General features: G+C 37.7%; 17 protein-coding genes. 8 read left to right on the top strand and 9 right to left on the bottom strand.

Annotated elements, in window-relative coordinates; genetic code table 11:
* The first annotated feature begins 103 nt into the window (after positions 1–103).
* The 3 genes from R2Q70_RS08885 to R2Q70_RS08895 all read left to right on the top strand — a co-directional run bounded on the left by R2Q70_RS08885 (position 104) and on the right by R2Q70_RS08895 (position 3,268).
* The gene (locus R2Q70_RS08885; protein ID WP_316807249.1) at positions 104–370 is read left to right on the top strand and encodes a hypothetical protein; all 267 of its coding nucleotides are present in this window, start codon (positions 104–106) and stop codon (positions 368–370) included.
* 54 nt (positions 371–424) lie between these two features.
* Positions 425–1,519, top strand: coding sequence for a DNA-processing protein DprA (dprA, locus tag R2Q70_RS08890; RefSeq protein WP_316807250.1), 1,095 nt, complete (start codon positions 425–427; stop codon positions 1,517–1,519).
* 387 nt (positions 1,520–1,906) lie between these two features.
* A complete protein-coding gene (locus tag R2Q70_RS08895) occupies positions 1,907–3,268 on the top strand; it encodes a pyridoxal-phosphate dependent enzyme (protein WP_316807251.1) in 1,362 nt (453 codons plus the stop codon).
* A gap of 342 nt (positions 3,269–3,610) precedes the next feature.
* Here R2Q70_RS08895 and murA read toward each other — a convergent pair whose 3' ends face one another.
* The 6 genes from murA to R2Q70_RS08925 all read right to left on the bottom strand — a co-directional run bounded on the left by murA (position 3,611) and on the right by R2Q70_RS08925 (position 10,332).
* Positions 3,611–4,936: a UDP-N-acetylglucosamine 1-carboxyvinyltransferase gene (gene murA / locus R2Q70_RS08900; RefSeq protein ID WP_316807252.1), complete on the bottom strand. Its 1,326-nt coding sequence runs from the start codon at positions 4,934–4,936 to the stop codon at positions 3,611–3,613.
* Positions 4,937–5,030: 94 nt separating this feature from the next.
* Positions 5,031–5,720 carry a DUF4290 domain-containing protein gene (locus R2Q70_RS08905; protein ID WP_316807253.1) on the bottom strand — a complete coding sequence of 230 codons (690 nt, stop codon included), beginning with the start codon at positions 5,718–5,720 and terminating at the stop codon, positions 5,031–5,033.
* A gap of 516 nt (positions 5,721–6,236) precedes the next feature.
* Complete coding sequence (locus R2Q70_RS08910; RefSeq protein WP_316807254.1) at positions 6,237–6,734, bottom strand: SixA phosphatase family protein; 498 nt, start codon at positions 6,732–6,734, stop codon at positions 6,237–6,239.
* A complete protein-coding gene (locus R2Q70_RS08915; protein ID WP_316807255.1) occupies positions 6,727–7,755 on the bottom strand; it encodes a glycosyltransferase family 9 protein in 1,029 nt (342 codons plus the stop codon). The genes R2Q70_RS08910 and R2Q70_RS08915 overlap by 8 nt, the downstream gene beginning before the upstream one ends.
* Positions 7,756–7,880: 125 nt before the next feature.
* Positions 7,881–8,486 carry a DUF4254 domain-containing protein gene (locus R2Q70_RS08920; protein ID WP_316807256.1) on the bottom strand — a complete coding sequence of 202 codons (606 nt, stop codon included), beginning with the start codon at positions 8,484–8,486 and terminating at the stop codon, positions 7,881–7,883.
* 163 nt (positions 8,487–8,649) lie between these two features.
* A complete protein-coding gene (locus R2Q70_RS08925) occupies positions 8,650–10,332 on the bottom strand; it encodes a helix-hairpin-helix domain-containing protein (RefSeq protein WP_316807257.1) in 1,683 nt (560 codons plus the stop codon).
* A gap of 87 nt (positions 10,333–10,419) precedes the next feature.
* On the opposite strand from R2Q70_RS08925, the gene R2Q70_RS08930 reads away from it, so the two are divergent.
* Complete coding sequence (locus R2Q70_RS08930; protein ID WP_316807258.1) at positions 10,420–11,046, top strand: hypothetical protein; 627 nt, start codon at positions 10,420–10,422, stop codon at positions 11,044–11,046.
* Positions 11,047–11,141: 95 nt separating this feature from the next.
* On the opposite strand, the gene sppA is transcribed toward R2Q70_RS08930, so the two are convergent.
* Entirely contained in the window at positions 11,142–12,908 is a 1,767-nt protein-coding gene (sppA, locus tag R2Q70_RS08935; protein WP_316807259.1) for a signal peptide peptidase SppA, read from the bottom strand.
* Between the two features lie 38 nt (positions 12,909–12,946).
* Between sppA and folK the strand changes: the two genes are divergently transcribed.
* Both folK and R2Q70_RS08945 read left to right on the top strand, forming a co-directional pair.
* Positions 12,947–13,453: a 2-amino-4-hydroxy-6-hydroxymethyldihydropteridine diphosphokinase gene (folK, locus tag R2Q70_RS08940; protein ID WP_316807260.1), complete on the top strand. Its 507-nt coding sequence runs from the start codon at positions 12,947–12,949 to the stop codon at positions 13,451–13,453.
* A 17-nt stretch (positions 13,454–13,470) separates the two neighbouring features.
* Positions 13,471–13,845, top strand: a complete 375-nt coding sequence (locus R2Q70_RS08945; RefSeq protein WP_316807261.1) for an Hpt domain-containing protein — start codon at positions 13,471–13,473, stop codon at positions 13,843–13,845.
* 149 nt (positions 13,846–13,994) lie between these two features.
* On the opposite strand, the gene pssA is transcribed toward R2Q70_RS08945, so the two are convergent.
* Both pssA and rho read right to left on the bottom strand, forming a co-directional pair.
* A complete protein-coding gene (pssA, locus tag R2Q70_RS08950; protein ID WP_316807262.1) occupies positions 13,995–14,690 on the bottom strand; it encodes a CDP-diacylglycerol--serine O-phosphatidyltransferase in 696 nt (231 codons plus the stop codon).
* Positions 14,691–14,785: 95 nt separating this feature from the next.
* Positions 14,786–16,507 (bottom strand): transcription termination factor Rho, encoded by a 1,722-nt coding sequence (rho, locus tag R2Q70_RS08955; protein WP_316807263.1) that lies wholly within the window; start codon positions 16,505–16,507, stop codon positions 14,786–14,788.
* A 421-nt stretch (positions 16,508–16,928) separates the two neighbouring features.
* On the opposite strand from rho, the gene pyrF reads away from it, so the two are divergent.
* Together pyrF and R2Q70_RS08965 are read left to right on the top strand one after the other, a co-directional pair.
* Positions 16,929–17,759: an orotidine-5'-phosphate decarboxylase gene (gene pyrF, locus R2Q70_RS08960; RefSeq protein ID WP_316807264.1), complete on the top strand. Its 831-nt coding sequence runs from the start codon at positions 16,929–16,931 to the stop codon at positions 17,757–17,759.
* Between the two features lie 197 nt (positions 17,760–17,956).
* Positions 17,957–18,859 carry a DMT family transporter gene (locus R2Q70_RS08965; protein ID WP_316807265.1) on the top strand — a complete coding sequence of 301 codons (903 nt, stop codon included), beginning with the start codon at positions 17,957–17,959 and terminating at the stop codon, positions 18,857–18,859.
* Positions 18,860–18,939: the final 80 nt, after the last annotated feature.

Below are 18,939 nucleotides of genomic sequence, written 5' to 3' on the forward strand. Positions count from 1 at the left end.
GCTTTTTTTTTATCTTAATTATTAAACAAAATCATCTTTAAAGGTTGTTTTTTTTCTAAAATTTTGATAAGCTTGTTATATCATTAATCGTTAAAAAGAAACTATGCCAATTGAAATTGTAGAAAAAGAACATTTAAGCTATTTAAATATCATCAATGCACAAGAAGACCACACTGTTGAATTAAAAACAAAGCTTAATGAGGCGCAAAGGCTTGGTAATGAATTTAAATCAAAAGCGGTGATCACATTTAATACTACAATTGGTCCGAAACGAGTTGATACTACAGTTTGGGCAGTAACAGAAAAATATATTCAACTCAAAAACAACATTCATATTCCCATTAAAAGTTTGATAGATATCGATTTTTAGGCGGTTTTTAAGGAAATAAATCATCCCGCATTTATTACCCTTTACCTAAAAATTATGAGTACGCTCCACAAAATTGCTTTAACTTTCATAAAATCTATTGGCCCGGTAAATGCGAAAAATCTGTTGGCTTATTGTGGAAGTGCAGAAGCTGTGTTTTTCGCAACCAGGAAACAGCTGTTGCAAATCCCCGGAATTGGTGAAAAAACGGTAGAGGCAATTTTAAATACCGATGCCTTAAAAAGAGCGGGAGAAGAACTTAAATTTGTAGAAAAACATGGTATCGATGTTTTGTTCTTTTCTGATGAGAACTATCCAAAACGATTAAAAAACTGTTTTGATGCACCTATCTTATTATATTTCAAAGGACAGGCAGATTTAAATCATCCCCGGATCATTAGTATTGTTGGCACCCGAAATGCAACGGATTATGGTAAAAATCTTTGTAAACAACTTTGCGAGGTTTTGGCACCCTATGATGTTTTAATTGTGAGCGGGTTGGCTTATGGAATAGATGTTACCACACACAAAGAATGTATTGGGCAAGGCATTGCAACAGTTGGTGTACTAGGGCACGGGTTAGATCGGCTTTATCCGCAAATACATAAGCCTGTTTCACAAAAGATGGTTTTAAACGGAGGCCTGTTATCTGAATTTCCTACCTTAACTAACCCTGACCGGCAAAACTTTCCTCAGCGCAACCGAATAATTGCAGGAATTGCCGATGCTACAATTGTGATTGAGGCATCGATAAAAGGTGGCGCCTTAATTACTGCAGAGATTGCAAATTCATACAATAAGGATGTTTATGCTTTCCCTGGTAGAACTAATGATGTTTTTTCGGAAGGTTGTAACTTCTTGATTAAAACCAATAGGGCAGGACTGATTAATAATGCCAATGATTTAATTTATTACCTCGGATGGGATAATGAAGTGAAAGAAAAAAAGAAACATGCGCAAACTACACTGCAACTTAATTTGACAACAAATGAGCAGAAAGTTGTTGATGCCTTGCAGAATGGCCAGCTTTCTATTGATGAGCTCGCCATTAATTTAAATATTCAGCAAAGCAAGCTGGCAATAGTTATTCTCACACTGGAAATGCAAGGAATAATTATTTCATTACCGGGTAAAGTTTACAAGCTGGCGTAGCAACTGTGCCACTGCTGCAAAATTAACCACATGTTGGTTGTTGCAAATATTACTATGAAAGTTTTACTGCTCATGATAAACCCGGTAGAGCCAAATAGCCCACAATGAAGCGCAGCGAAATGAGGACTATAGGCGATAACGGGACGGAAGCACCCATGAAGTCCGAGGCTTTGATTTTTAAAAAAAAATAATTTTGCAGCTCGTGGGGGTGTGCGAATTTTTCAAACTGATAAAACGATAATTGCATTTCAACCAATAATCAATCTATAATGCCTATGATGTTTGTAGATTATGCAATAAAATTTTATTTTTTTTTATTATTCGAAATTATGTTTCAAATAAAATATAGTTTGTAAAATACTTAATGCCTTTGCTTAATTTTGCTGCATGTGGTATAATAATATTCTTGAAACTATTGGCAATACGCCGCTGGTTAAACTTAATACAATTACAAAGAACGTTCCGGGTACAATTCTGGCGAAAATAGAAACAACAAATCCGGGTAACTCGATTAAAGACCGCATGGCGGTTAAAATGATTGAGGATGCGGAAAAAAGTGGAAAACTAAAACCAGGCGGTACAATTATCGAAGGAACATCTGGAAATACGGGTATGGGCTTGGCTATGGCTGCCATTATTAAAGGTTACAAATGTATTTTCACCACGACGGATAAGCAATCGAAAGAAAAAGTTGATGCTTTACGTGCTTTTGGGGCTGAAGTAATCGTTTGCCCAACAAATGTTGAACCTGAAGACCCACGTTCTTATTATTCAGTTTCTTCTCGCTTAGAACGCGAAGTCCCAAACTCCTGGAAACCAAATCAGTATGATAATCTAGCAAACTCGGCAGCTCACTACGAACAAACCGGACCAGAAATTTGGGAACAAACAGAGGGAAAAATTACGCATTTGGTTGTTGGTGTAGGTACAGGAGGTACAATTTCCGGAACTGGTAAATATTTGAAAGAGAAAAATCCAAATATTCAGGTTTGGGGAATTGATACTTACGGTTCGGTTTTCAAAAAGTATAAGGAAACAGGCATTTTCGACAAGGATGAAATTTATCCATACATCACAGAGGGGATAGGCGAAGATTTCTTGCCAGCGAACGTAAATTTTGATGTGATTGATTTATTTGAAAAAGTTACCGATAAAGATGCGGCCTTAATGACACGCGATATTGCCCGTAAGGAAGGTATTTTCGTGGGAAACTCAGCTGGTGCGGCAATTGGTGGTCTAATTCAGTTAAAAGATAAGTTAAAACCTCAAGATGTTGTGGTGGTTATTTTCCATGACCATGGAAGCCGTTACATGGGTAAAATGTATAACGAGGATTGGTTACGCGAACGTGGATTTTTGCAAGATGAGAAGTTAACTGCAAAATCGATTATCGCAAAAAAAGAAGCAACGGAAATTGTTACGCTTGATGCCACTAAAACTGTTGTAGAGGCCATCAACACGATCAAATCGATGAATATTTCTCAGATTCCGGTTACGCAGCAAGGTATGATTGTTGGAAAAATTGCGGAAAGTGATATCCTTACTGCTTTATTGGAAAATCCTGGATTGAAATCGGCGCCAATTGCTGAGATTATGACTGCTACTTTTCCTTTTGTTGATTTAAACACTTCGATTGATAAAATTTCATCATTAATAAACAAGGAAAATTCTGCTGTTTTAGTAGAGGATGAGTCTGGAAAAATTGAGATTATTACGCAATACGATATTATCAACGCGATATCGGGATAGGGAGAATGGAAGATGTGAGAGGGAAGATGGATGATGGGAAGTTGGAAATAGACAATAGAGAATAGGGAATAGAAAATTAGACATAGGGGTTTCATTGTCCTCTAATCTGATCCTTCCTAAGCCCGTCGTCATTGCGAGGCATGAAGCAATCCTACAACGGCCGTCACCCTGAATTAATTTCAGGGTCTTAATGTAAGAAAGATGCTGAAATAAATTCAGCATGACGAATTTCTTAAACCCATTAAAACATAAAAACGCCCAAGTAAGAAATTACCCGGGCGTTTTTGCATTACGCTATTTAAGCTTTAGTCTTTCAACTCTAAACTTTCAACTCCAAACGGCCTAATGGCTCGGCGCATCTGCGTTCACACGCTTAATTTGCGCACCTAAGGCACGTAAACGTGTATCAATATCCTGGTAGCCACGTTCAATCTGTTCGATGTTGTAAATCGTCGATTTTCCTTCAGCAGATAAAGCTGCAATCAACAAGGAAACTCCAGCCCTGATGTCAGGAGAAGTCATGCTGATACCACGCAGTTTGTATTTTTTATCGATACCGTTAACTGTAGCACGGTGTGGATCGCAAAGGATAATTTGAGCGCCCATATCAATCAATTTATCCACGAAGAATAAACGACTCTCGAACATTTTCTGGTGGATTAAAACGTTTCCTTTAGCTTGTGTAGCCACAACCAAAACAATACTCAACAAATCAGGGGTAAAACCTGGCCAAGGAGAATCGGCAATGGTTAAAATCGAACCGTCGATAAATGTGTCGATTTCATAATGTTTTTGTGATGGCACATAAATATCATCGCCTCTGCGTTCCAGTTTAATACCTAATTTCCTGAAAACCTCAGGAATTACACCAAGTTCATCATAACAAACATTTTTGATGGTAATTTCCGATTCCGTCATCGCAGCCATACCGATGAAAGAGCCAATCTCAATCATATCAGGCAACATTCTGTGTTCGGTTCCACCTAAAACTTTAACACCTTCAATGGTTAATAGATTCGAACCGATGCCAGAAATTTTCGCACCCATGCGGTTCAGCATTTTACAAAGTTGTTGTAAGTAAGGTTCGCAGGCTGCATTGTAAATGGTGGTTGTTCCTTTTGCCAAAACAGCAGCCATTACAATGTTGGCAGTACCCGTTACCGATGCTTCATCTAACAAAATATAAGCGCCTTGTAAATTGGTTGCATCCACGTTAAAAAAGGCTTTTTTGCTGTCGTAAACAAATTTAGCCCCTAATTTTTCGAAACCGATAAAGTGTGTATCCAATCTTCTTCTTCCGATTTTGTCGCCACCTGGTTTAGGTATTGCAGCTTTACCAAAACGAGCCAACAACGGACCAACAATCATAATCGAACCACGTAAACCACCACCCTTAGCTTTAAAAGTTTCTGATTCAAAGAAGTTTAAATCGATGTTTTTCGCTTCGAAAGTGTAAGTGTCTTTGTTAATGCGTTCAACAGCAACGCCCAAGTCGCCTAATAACTCAATCAGTTTATTTACATCCTTAATATCCGGAATGTTGCTGATGGTAACTTTCTCTTCGGTAAGTAAAACTGCCGATAAAATCTGTAAAGCCTCGTTTTTGGCGCCTTGTGGAGTAATTTCGCCTTTTAATTTAATTCCGCCTGTTATTTCAAATGCGTTCATATATCTTTCTTTTGCTAACCTATTCGTCATGCTGAATTTATTTCAGCATCTATGTTTAAGATTCTGAAACAAGTTCAGAATGATGTTGTGGTTATTAATATTTAGGTTTGTTATTATTGTTGCGTCCGCGGTTATTGTTGTTGTTATTATTTTGACGGTTTTTTCCGTTATTGTTATTGTTCGTTCTTCCCCGGTTATTGTTGTTATTATTGTTCTGACGAGGATTTTGCGCCCTAAATTCAACCTTCGCCAAATTCACACCTTCATCAAGGGAAAGCAATCCGCCAGAAAGGTATTTCAAATCTTTTATAATGGTATCGTCGCTCACATTGTCCTTATTCCAGGTAACGTAAGCCATTTTCATAAAATTGGCGATGCCCTGAACCATTGCTTTTTTGTGCTCCGGGTTTTCTTCACGCATGGCTTTTTCAATTAAATTCTCAACCGTTTTACCATAATGTTTATATGTAATTCTTTGTTGAGGATAGGGAAGAGGCTCTGGTTTTTTAAATGCATTTTCTGGCAGTGGCTTTGGGTACGGGCTTTCTACATCAATCTGATAACCAGAAATAATATGTAAATGGTCCCAAAGTTTATGCTTAAAATCGGCAACATCACGCAAATGTGGTTGCAAAAATCCCATTAGGTCAATCACCGCCTGGGCATATTTATTACGTTCTTCAATAGTGGGCAATTCGCAAATATACTTCACCATATTTTGAACGTTGCGGCCATATTCCGATAAAATCAAATGGCTACGCGTAGTATTATAATCAAAATTCATGTACAGATAATTTAATGGATAAATCTTCCGGCGATACGAATTATGAAATAACCAAAGGAGATGAGGTTAAGAATTCACCGAAATGTCTATTGCCGGACTTTCGTTATTTATAGTTCAAAGATAATCTTTTTAATTACAAATGGGATTGTTTTTTGTTTTTTTGGAAATGTACGTTCTGTGGTTCTTTTGATTTTTCAGTCCTGCTATCACTTCAAGTCCTCGCTCGTTCCTCACTCCGGGCTTTTCGTTTTATCAGGTTTATCTAACAGAGGGCTGTGGTTATTGCAACTCCCGTTATCTAGATTAAAAAGTATAAAAGAGAGATCTTAAAATAGGTTAACACCATTTTCAAGTTACAAAGATTTCTCGGCTTCGCTCGAGATGACGGTAGCTTGAATTTCCGTGTATTCTGTGTTTCCGTGGCAAAAGAAAATATCAATTACAAAGATTTCTCCACTTCGGTCGAAATGACGACTTCTCGATTTTCCGCGTCTTCCGTGTTTCCGTGGCTAAAAATTAAATCTCATCACTATTTTTCGGATAATCGAAGAAAACCAGATCTCCAGTTCCTCTGCTCACCATTTGCCACGAATCAAAAGGAAATGACATCAACACCATGCCAGCAGTTGGAATATTATAAATATCTGCATTGCTTAATTCGTTTGCTAAATCTGTAAAACCAGGATTATGCCCAAACATAATTACCGTATCTGCACTTTCATCCAAACTATTCACAACTTTCAAAAGAGCATTGGTATTCGCTTCGTAAATAGATTCCTCGTATTGAATATCATCAACATGATAAGCTTCAGCAAAAAACTTAGCTGTAGATTTTGCCCGCTTCGCCGGACTACTCACTAATAAATCAAACTTGAAACCCTTTTGTACCAAACGCTCTGCCATTTCTGGCGCATTCTCTTTGCCACGTTTATTTAATGGTCTGTCAAAATCTTTCAAATCTAAATTTCCCCAGTCCGATTTTCCGTGACGAACCAATAGTAATTGCTTAGCCATTTAGTTTTTCTTTAATTTTATTTATAATTGTTTGAGGATTAATCAAATCCATACAACTTTCAACACCACACAAGCAGGGTTTGTTTCCATAAATAGAATTTGGCCGGGCAGGGTGGTCGATTTGAACGCAATCATTTTCTGACTGCCCATAGCCTAAGAAACCAGCATAGGGATGAGTTGGCCCCCAAACGGAAACTACCGGAACACCAACCAAGGAAGCCATGTGCATACCCGAAGAATCCATGCTCAGCATCAAATCGAGGTTTGAAATGATGGCAAGTTCTTCGGTTAGATTAAAATTGCCAATTAGATTATGGGTATTTGCATATTCCTTTGCCCAATCTTCGGCTGTAGCCTGTTCGGTTTTTCCTCCTCCGAAAATAAAAAGTTCGTACCCTAAAGCACTTAACCCAGCTATTACTTTCTCCATCTTTTCTAAAGGGTAAACTTTATAAATGTGCTGTGCAAAAGGAGAGATTCCAACTTTTCTATTATTATTTTGAAATAAGTTTGTCGCTGGGGGCGGTATAGTTTGCGGAGCTTTATCAAGCTGATGGCTCAGTTTAAAATCAAAACCAAGTTCTCTAAAAACATCAGCATAACGCTCTACGGTTTGTCGCAGTGGTTTGAAAATTTTATCTACAGAACGGGTTAGCGCCTTTTTTTCGGCTCTGCCTTTATCAATTCTTTTTATTTTAACTCCGGTCAGCCTAAAAAAAGTTGAAATCGCCCTGCTTCGTAAATTGTCATGCAAATCGGCAATGGCAATCGGCTTGTATTTTCGAAGTTCCTGGTAAAGTTTGTATAATCCATCGATTCCTTTATGGGTGGTTTTGGGTTGAATGGCATGAAAAGTCATGTTTTTAATCCCATCAAAAAATGGTTTAAAAGCCTCGCGACTAACCATAATGATCTCTACGGATGGATTTTGCTGCGTAAATTCTTTTAAAACAGAAGCCACCATTGCCACATCGCCCATAGCTGAAAAACGTAAAACGATAATTTTTTGGGTTGTTGACATGGTTGTTGTTAGTCGCCCATCATTGCGAGGCACGAAGTAACCTTAAAAAGTTCGCTATAAATCATAGCATTAAGAGTGCTTCGTGCCTCGCAATGACGACATATTTATCCTTATTCCTTGCTCCTTTATCCTTTTTCTCTGTATAAAACCGGATTTAAGCTCGGGTCATTGTACATTTTCATTTGCTTATACACTTTCATGTATTTTTTGCCAGCCTCAATATCAGCCAATAGTTCATCGATACTGGTTGATAAATCTTCGCGTTGCGACAATAAAATGTTCAGTTTGTTTTGACATTGTTCACGGTGTGCTGATGATGCGCTTTCACGTTCAGCTTCTTCTCGCATGTGGTAAATTTTCAAGGCCAAAATAGAAAGCCTGTCAATTGCCCAGGCCGGACTTTCCGTATTAATTTTCGCATCTGGCAGCGCTGAAATTCCTTGATAGAGATTTAAAAAGTAACCATCAATAAATTCTACCATATCTGTACGTACCTGATTTTGAGCATCAATGCGTCTTTTCCAGCTTAATCCCTCAACAGGATTAATCTGTGGGTTACGAACCACATCTTCCATGTGCCATTGAGCGGTGTCAATCCAGTTCTTGATGTATAAAAGATGTTCTAAACTTTCAGCATCGTAGGGGTTTTCAACCGGATGGTCTATATCATCGAATTGATGGTAATCTGTAATTACTTGATTAAATATGCGGTTGGCAATTTCACTGATCATGGGGCAAAGATATTAAAAGATTTTTTCCTTCGGGTTGATTACGCAGATTGATTGATTACACAGATTTTCCTTCGGGTTGATTACACAGATTTAGGGATTACACAGATTCGAATTCTGGATTGTTTTCCCTAAACCCTAAACCCTAAACCCTAAACCCTAAACCCTAAACCCTAAACCTTTTACCTTCAAAATAATCCGTTATTTCTTCCAAAGAAAAGGCATTCAAACATTTATCTGCACTTAAGCCACCTTTTCGGGCAACTAAAACGCCATATTTCATGTCATGGAAGCCTTCGGTTCTATGCGCATCAGGATTTACAGAAAGCAAAACGCCTTTTTCTAAAGCATAGCGGTGCCAACGCCAGTCTAGATCCAAACGGAGCGGGTTGGCGTTGATTTCTATTACTACGTTGTTTGCTGCACAAGCATCAATAATTTTTTTATAATCAATCTGATAACCCGCACGGCTTAATAATAATCTTCCGGTCGGGTGCCCCAAAATTGTGGTATATGGATTTTCAATGGCCTTTAGTAAACGTGCTGTCGCTTTTGCTTCATCCATACGCAGATTGCTGTGAACGGAGGCCACCACGAAATCGAAAGTTTTCAGCACATCATCACTGTAGTCTAAAGAACCATCGCTTAAAATGTCGCTTTCAATCCCTTTAAATATTTTAAATGGAGTTAGTTTTTTATTGAGTTCGTCAATTTCATGGTGCTGACCGAAAACGCGTTGTTCATTTAAACCTTTGGCATAAACAGCAGTTTTGGAGTGGTCGCAAATACCTAAGTACTGTAAATTTAAAATGTCTTTACAATAAACGGCCATTTGTTCAAGCGTATGAACGCCATCGCTCCAAGTAGAGTGATTGTGCAAACTGCCTTTCAAATCATCGTAAGTAATTAATGCAGGCAATTTATTTTCTTTAGCCAACTCAATTTCATCAAAATCTTCACGAAGTTCAGGTTCGATGAAAGCTAATCCAGCTTTGCTGTAGATTTCTTTTTCGCTGCTAAACGGCCCTTCGCCAGCTAATGCAAGAATTTTTTGTACGTGTTCTGCATTACCTGTAAGTTTAAACCATTCCAGATAAAAATCAACTTTATTAACTACAAAAATTTTAATTCTTAATCCGGTTTCTGTTGTCGTGATAAAAGCATCTTCTCCGGCGATTAATGAAAGTGGTTCAAATGATTCCAGGTTTTTCTGCACGTCTTCAACATGCTCAGCGCCGATTACGAATTCTAACTCATCGATAATTTCACAAGCACGACGAAATTGGCCTGCAACGCCCAGTAGCGAATGATTATCTACTTTAATTAGCCATTCAGAAATTTGTGCCTGTAAGGTTTTTGCAAAAGCTTCAACCTGTGCAAACAGGAATCTTCCGTTGGCAGCCAGTTTAAATTCAATGGCGTTTTTAATTTCTTCCTGTGTTTTTAAACCAAAACCTTTGGCCTCAATTAAGCGGTTTTCGTTGCAGCCGTAATAAAGTTCACCAATACTTTCAATGCCCAGGGTTCGCCAGATGATTAATATCTTTTTTGGGCCAATGCCTTTTATACCAAGCATTTCAACTACACCTTCGGGTGTTTGCTCAAGTATATTTTTGAGTTCCTGAAGTTCGCCAGTTTCTAATAATTCAATTATTTTAGCCGCTAAACTTTTGCCTATTCCGTCAATCTTATCAATCTCATCAACTGGCTTATCCTTTAAAGCGAAAGGTAACTTATCAACTTTAAAATAAGCATTTGCTACTGATTTAATTTTGAAAGGGTTTTCCTCATGCAATTCCATTAATTGCGATAAAAGGCGTAAAGTACGGGCGATGGTTTTATTTTCCATAAGGTGTAAAATTAGAAAATAATGAATTAAAATATCGGAGGGAAGTATTTTTTCAAACAGAAATAATTGATGTGTTGTTCTACTGAAATGAAATCGCTAAAAATCATCTGTTTAAGTTTAAGCATTGGCCTTGCAGCTTGTCAGTCTGCTCAAAATTCTAACCATCAGCAAGATTCTTTAGAACATCTGGAATCCGGACAAGAAAAAATAGTAGACTCCCGCTTTTTAGTGGTTCCAGGCAGATCTGTCGGGGAGATTTCACTAAGGGAAGATATGACAGAAGTAGGGGAGAAACTGGGCCGGCCTGATGCTGGTGATGCTGCAATGGGTAAAGCCTGGGGTATTTGGTATAGCAACGATTCGAGCAATGGTCAAAAAGATGAACTTGCGATCTATTCTTCGTACCGGGACACCAGCATGGTGATTAAGGATGTGAAGCAAATCCGAATTACATCGTCGAAATTTAGAACGCAGGATGGTTTTACTACCGGTCTTTCTGAAGCAGATACGAAATTGAAATTTCCTGCGATGGAGCGGGTTTCATCCTATCTAAATCAAAATAAGGATACGGTAATGGTTTATGATGCCAGGCAAGATGGAATCGGGTTTGAATTTTTGAAAGGCAAGAGCATTTCTTTAACCGTTCATCCAATGAATCAATCGGTTAATGGCACTTATTTAACCTTGCACCCGGAGTGGAAACCAATTGAATAATGAGAAATGTACGATGGTAAATATAAAATGTAATATGGAAAATGTAAGATGGACATGGTTTAATCCATTTTCCATCCTACATTTTCCATCATAATCTATTTTATTACGGCTTCAAATGGCATCCTGGCTTGAATACCAGAACTTGCAATAACCTTTTTCATTTGTTGATACAGGAAGTAATTATCGCCCAATTCTTGTTTGGTGTAATAGGTTTTAATTCTGTCTGTGCTTTCATCCATTAATGATTTTAGAGGATCAACAACATCCGGATATTCTACTACTTTATAATCTTTTATTTTTGCTTTTTTTGCTGCAGCTTTAATCGCGTCATTAAAACTTCCTATTCTATCAGCCAAACCTATTTGAACAGCGTCCGTTCCAATCCAAACATGGCCTCCACCAATGCTGTCAATGTAAGCTTTGCTTTTCTTTCTCCCATCTGCCACACGACTCACGAAACCACTATAAATTCTATTCAATTCGTTTTGAATGATAAATCTTTCGCCTTCGGTCATTGGTCGGTTGGTTGCCATAATATCAGCATACTTTCCAGTTTTTACACCATCGAAAGTAATTCCCAACTTATTAGTCATTAAATTTTGGAAGTTAGGGATAAGGCCAAAAACGCCGATTGAACCTGTTATGGTATTTGGCTGTACAAAAATGCTATCAGCAGCACAACCAATGTAGTAACCACCAGAGGCAGCAACATCACCGAAAGAAGCAATTACTGGTTTTTCTTTTTTGGTAAGAACGATTTCTCTCCAAATCACATCTGATGCCAGGGCACTTCCACCCGGTGAATTTACACGGATCACAACTGCTTTAATGTCATCATCTAAACGGGCTTTACGAATGGCTCTCGAAATACGTTCTGAACCAATCTGGTTATCATTGCCCTCGCCACCGCTAATTTCGCCATTGGCGTAAATTACCGCAACCTTATCTTTGCCTGAACCAGTATCCTTATTATTTTTAGCATAATCATTAATCGATACCGTTCTTACGCTTTCGTCCTTAGTTCTTCCTGATAGGCCTTTAAGTTCTTCCAAAATCTGATCTTTATACTTCAAAGCATCAATCATTTTAAAATTAACCGCATCTTGTGGTTGGCGAACCCTAAAATCGTCAGCAATTTTGTATAAACTGTCTTTCTGGATGTCTCTGCTTTTTGCAATATCAGTTAAAAAAGTGTTGTATAAACCACCCACGTATGCCGTTACCTGCTTGCGGTTATAGTCACTCATTTTGTCTAAAATAAATGGTTCTACAGCACTTTTATAGTTTCCAACACGAATAACCTGCATTTCAACCCCAACTTTTTCCAGCGTTCCTTTAAAGAAGGTGAGCTCTGAACTGAAACCTTTAAATTCCAGAGCACCTTCTGGATTTAAATAAATTTTATCAGCTGCTGAAGCAAGATAATAAGCACCCTGCGTGTAAACTTCGCTATAGGCAATAATTTTTTTATGTGATTTTTTAAAATCGATCAGTGCATTTCTAACCTCACGCATGGTGGCAAAACCAGCATTCGGACTGCTTACATTCAAATAAATACATTTAATGTTATCATCCGTTTTTGCCCTTTGTATAGATTTTAGAAGATCATTTAACCCGATACCGTCTTTTTCATCACCACCAACTATTGGTAAGTTTCCGAAGGGGTTTTTGGGCGTACGTTCGGTTATGGCTTGATCTAAGTTTAAAAATAAAACCGAGTTGTTTGATATAGTAACAGTTTTATCGCTATCAATAGATGAAATTGCCCCAACAATGATTACAAAGAAAATAATGAAAATAATGACCATTGAAAGGAAAAACCCTAACATTGAGGCAAATAGATACTTGAAAAAATCTTTCATTTAAATGTTAATTTTGTGCCGTAAAGATATAAAAATACATGATGCTTAATACGGCTTTAGAGTACAGAACTGCTTATTTGTTACTCGGTGGAAATTTAGGAGATAGAAAAGCGAATTTGCATCAGGCAATAAAATTGATAGCTGAAAATATTGGCCAAATAGACGCTGTTTCCGCTTTGTATGAAACAGCTGCCTGGGGTAAAACCGATCAACCAGCATTTTTGAATCAGGCTGTGGCGGTAAAAACAAAACTCTCCGCTATCGATGTATTAGATAAAGCATTGGAAATTGAAAAAGTATTAGGCAGAATAAGAAAAGATAAGTGGGGAGAACGGCTAATAGACATCGATTTAATTCTTTTTGATGAGGTGGTGATTGATATCGAAAACAGACTTCAGGTGCCACATCCGCAAATGCAATACCGGAAATTTGTGATGGCGCCGCTTGCAGAAATTGCACCCGATGTGATGCATCCTGTTTTGGGGAAAACTATTTCTGATATTTTTGAAAATATTACGGATGATTTAGAGGTTAAGAAATTGTAAATAACTAGATTTGAAATATGCAGACAAACTATGATAATCATCCCTTAGATTTATCATACCTTACAGAAATGGTTGGTCATAATCCAGAGTTTATGATCGAAGTTTTTGATACATTTACAGAACAAACTCCTTTCTATCTTGCCGAGTTAGAAGATGCGTTATCCAAAAATGACTGGGATAGGGTTGGGCATTGTGCGCACAAAATTAAGCCTACATTCAGTTATATTGGTAGAAACGATGTGAGAGATTTTGTGCAATCCATTGAGCATAACGCTCGAAAGCAAATTTCTTTAGAACAAATTCCAGCAGATGTAGATCAACTGAAAGTGATCCTGGTACAAATTTATGCCCAGCTCGATGCGGCAAGAAAAAATCTACAATCAGAACTGTAGTGTTTTCTTAAAACACGGCTTATTCTTGAACTGAACCGAAGGTTTTTCGGCAACGTTATTTACCGTAAATTCATGAATACTGAGCAGACTGTATGATCCAGCAGGTTTTAGAGGCGTGATTAATTCTGTGTAAAGAAATAACAGCCGTTCTAAATCAAATTATTTTTGGCTTCAATGCTTCTGAAATGTAAAATAGATAGTGTAAGGTAAAGCACCAATACAAACGGAATCGCAGCAAATTGCAAAACAGCAATCAAAATGGCTGATAAAATCAAAAAGATAAACTTGATTTTATTTTTTGCCCAACTTAAGTCACTAAATTTTAACGAGAAGATTTTGATTTCACTAACCAGTAAAAAACTGGTTATAGCTGTAATGGCTAAGAGTAAGATGGTAGAACCGATTATTGCAGGATAATCGGTAGCGATGAATGGTAATGAGCATATAAACAAGGTATTCATTGGTGTATTTAATCCAATAAAGTCTTCTGTTTGCCGCTCATCATTGTTGAATTTGGCTAATCGCAAGGCAGAAAATACCGTAATGAAAAAGCCTAAATAAGGCAAATATTCTGAAGAATAATCGCTTAGTTTCAAAAGCTGAAACATTATAATTCCAGGCAGAAAACCAAAACTTACCATGTCTGCCAGCGAATCCAAATCCTTCCCAATAGCCGATTTAACATTCAGCAAACGGGCAACCATTCCGTCAAAAAAATCAAAAATGCCAGAAAGAATAACGAAGTATGCTGCGGTTTGTAAATCGCCTTTAAATGCAAAAACGATTCCAATACAACCAGAAAACAGGTTTGCACAGGTAATCGCATTAGGGATATGCCTTTTCATTTTTTTGAAGTTGAAAGTATAAAGTTAAAAGTTTAAAGTGGCAGGATCTTTGTTTCGAAACTTTCAACTTTAAACCTTTAACTTTTAACACCTTACTAGCTGTTCATCGAAATTAAAAATTCTTCGTTGCTTTTGGTACCTTTAATTTGTGCCTGTACAAATTCCATTGCCTCCTGGCTGTTCATATCTGCCAGGTGGTTACGTAAAATCCAAACACGTTGTAGAATATCCCGATCTAATAGTAAATCATCTCTACGGGTACTCGATGCAGTAATATCAATAGCTGGGAAGATACGTTTGTTCGATAATTTACGGTCTAACTGTAACTCCATGTTACCTGTACCTTTAAATTCTTCGAAGATCACCTCATCCATTTTAGAACCGGTATCAGTTAAAGCTGTAGCCAAAATGGTTAGCGATCCGCCGTTTTCAATGTTACGGGCCGCACCAAAGAAACGTTTTGGCTTGTGTAATGCATTTGCATCAACACCACCAGATAATATTTTACCCGATGCCGGAGCAGTTGTATTGTATGCTCTTGCTAAACGTGTAATTGAATCTAAAAGGATTACCACATCATGTCCGCTTTCTACCAAACGTTTAGATTTTTCTAAAACGATATTGGCAATTTTTACGTGACGCTCAGCAGGCTCATCAAAAGTGGAGGCGATAACCTCTGCTCTTACGCTACGAGCCATATCTGTAACCTCTTCCGGGCGCTCATCTATCAAAAGAATAATTAAATAAACTTCTGGATGGTTTTTAGCGATCGCGTTAGCAACTTCTTTTAGCAAATTTGTTTTACCAGTTTTAGGCTGCGCAACAATTAAACCACGTTGACCCTTACCAATTGGCGTAAACAGATCCATAATACGGGTAGAGTAATTACTGTTATCCGTAAATAAATTCAATTTTTCCGTTGGGAAAAGTGGTGTTAAATAATCAAAAGGAACACGGTCGCGAACCTCAGCAGGTATTCTTCCGTTGATGGTTTCTACACGAACCAATGGGAAATATTTTTCGCCTTCTTTAGGAGGACGGATGCTACCTTTTACAGTATCACCAGTTTTTAAACCGAAAAGTTTAATTTGCGACTGTGATACGTAAATATCATCAGGAGAAGTTAAATAGTTGTAATCTGCTGAGCGTAAGAAACCATAACCATCGGGCATAATTTCTAAAACACCCTCGTTTGTAATCACGTTATCGAAATCTAAGTTCGAATAACTGTTTTCGTTTTTATGGTGGTTACCGCCCTGAGGTTGTTTCTGCTGGCGATTATCGTCGCGTTGTGGCTTTTCTTGTTTCTCTCTCGGCTCTTGTTTTTGTCTTGGTGCAACTGGGATTACTTCTGCCGATTCTTCAATTAAAGCAGAAATTGGCTTACTACTTCCTTCTTCCGATTCAACAATTCTGTCGGGCTGTCTTTCAGGTTGCTGCTGGTGTTGAGGCTCGTCAAATAAAGTAACTGAATCTCTTCTTCTCTCTACTGGAGCTACAGGTTCGTCTTTACTCAACCTTGCCCTTTTTTTAACCGGTTTTTCGGGAGCCGCAGTGGCAGCTGCTGATGCTGTAACTTTTGGCGCTTTTTCGGCTTTAACTGCTTTGGTTTTGGCAGCTGGTGCAACAGCAACAGGTTCACTTTCGCTATATGGATCTGCCCCGCCTTTAGCGGCACTTATCATTTCTTGCTGGTGTAAAAGAACTTCAACAAGGTCAATTTTTCTTAAGGATTCGGCACCTTCAATGCCATAGGATTTGGCAAGCTCACGTAATTCTGGTGTGAGCTTATCATTTAATTCTGTTTTGCTAAACATTCTAAATATATATGTTTCAAGAAATTTTTCATTTGTTTATAACGGATGTATCCTGCTATAAATCTGCACAGGCCTAATTTATGTGTTAGCGTAAGCCCGGCGGTTTCATTGTGTATAAATTCTTTAGGCTATAAAACTTTAATGAGTTGGTTATTTGATATACTCAAAATGTTTCATAATTGTTTACGAGCTGAATAAAAACGATAAATCGTTTCTAAAAATGGTAACAAAAAACAAGTCTTGATAAAATTTTTCTGGGATATTCAGATAAACGGTTGAGAAATTATGTTGCAATTGTATGTATTTGAAACGTAATCCGCAAAAAAAAGTTTAAAATGTTTATAAAAATAATTAATGTGAAGATTATTTCTTCGTTTCGAAAACTCAAAAAACCTCATATTTGCAGCAAATAAGCCCTGATATGACCAAGCAACAACTTTTTGAGCAGATACAAAAAAAGCGTTCGTTTTTATGTGTTGGTTTAGATTCATCAATAGATAAACTCCCAAAACACTTGCTGAAATACGAGAATCCGATTCTGGAGTTCAATAAACAGATTATTGATGCCACGAAAGATTTATGCGTTGCTTACAAACCCAATACCGCTTTTTACGAATGTTATGGCAAAAAAGGTTGGGAAACATTAATCGAGACCTGGAAATATATTCCAACTGATATTTTTTCAATTGCTGATGCCAAACGTGGCGATATTGGCAATACTTCAGCGATGTATGCAGAAACTTTTTTTAATGCACAATCTTCAGAAATGAGTTTCGACTCGGTTACCGTTGCTCCTTACATGGGAAGTGATTCAGTAACGCCATTTTTAACTTTTAAAGATAAATGGGTCATTCTTTTAGCACTAACTTCAAATTCCGGTCATGCTGACTTTCAATTACAAGAAGTAGGAGCAGATAAGCTTTTTGAAAAGGTTTTAAAAACCTCTCAAACATGGGCAACCGATGAACAAATGATGTATGTTGTTGGTGCAACCCGTGGTTCTGCTTTTGCCGATGTACGTAAACTGGCCCCAAATCATTTTCTTTTGGTACCTGGGGTTGGCGCCCAGGGTGGCGATTTAAAAGAAGTTTGTAAATATGGATTGAATTCGCAGTGCGGATTGTTAATTAATTCTTCTAGAGGGATTATTTATGCCAGCCAGGGTGAAGATTTCGCTGAGAAGGCCAGGGAAGAGGCGTTAAAGTTACAAGAGGAAATGGAGCAGATTTTAGTTGGCGCAAACTTGGTTTAGTTATTATATTTATTATTGCCACGGAAGCGCCGAAGACACGGAAAGTAAGGTGTGAAAATTTCTTCTTGAAAAAAAAGTATCGCTATAAAGCCTTGAAATACAATTAAAAATTCCGTGTAAATCTGTGTTGCCGTAGCAAAATTCTCTTTTTCTTTGCGTAAAGCTTCGCGTTCTTTGCGGTTAATCTCTATACACATATGAATCCCAAAATAGATTTAAAACTCATCCTTGCCTTATCTGGTGTTGCCATAATTTGGGGTACAACATACCTTGGTATTCGGGTTGCAGTAGAAAGCATTCCGGCCTGGTATGTCACAGCAATCCGCCAAACCATCGCTTCTTTAATTATTTTGATCATTTTAATCAAACAGAAAGAATTGAAATGGATTGGATGGTCAGCTTTGAAAAGACAAATTTTGCTTTCTATTTTAATGGTGGTGGTTGCAAACGGCATGACCACGGTAGCCGAAAAAACTATTCCCAGCGGATTAACTTCTTTAATTAATGCAACATCGCCACTGCTGGTATTTATTGGCTGCGTATTTTTAGGTATTCAAAAGCCAAGTTTAAAAGGCTTTGTAGGTGTGTTCATTGGGTTCTTAGGCATCGTTTTTATCTTTCGCGATGGAATAAATGATTTATTGGAACCAGGTTACAGGAATGGGATTTTATCTTTAGTTATTGCAGTTTCAGGCTGGACGATTGGAACCATCTATTCAAAAAAACACAGTGGGAAACCTCAATACATCTTCCTCAATCTTTTTTACCAATTTGTATTTTCGGCAATTGTGCAGTTCGGTTTGGCTCTAATTTTCTCAGGCAAGGCTGATGTAGATTCGTGGAAAACAGAAAGTATTTTTGCAGCGGTTTACCTGGCTATATTTGGTTCGGTGCTGGGATATTTTTGTTATCACTATGCCCTTAAAAAGGTTTCAGCATCTGAAGTTTCTATTTTAACTTACTTCAATACGGTTATTGCAATATTTTTAGGATGGCTTATCTTAAATGAGCACGTCGACATCGATTTAATTGTAGCAACCGCTTTGATTATAACCGGGGTTTTCATTACGAATTATAAGAAAAAAGCAGAGGTGGTTTAATGCGGCTCATTGTCATGCTGTCTCAAAATTTCGGGATCAGCAACTTATCTTAGAAGAGCCTGAAATAAATTCAGGTTGAC

This window comes from Pedobacter agri, assembly GCF_032678665.1.
GTDB classification, from domain to species: domain Bacteria; phylum Bacteroidota; class Bacteroidia; order Sphingobacteriales; family Sphingobacteriaceae; genus Pedobacter; species Pedobacter agri_A.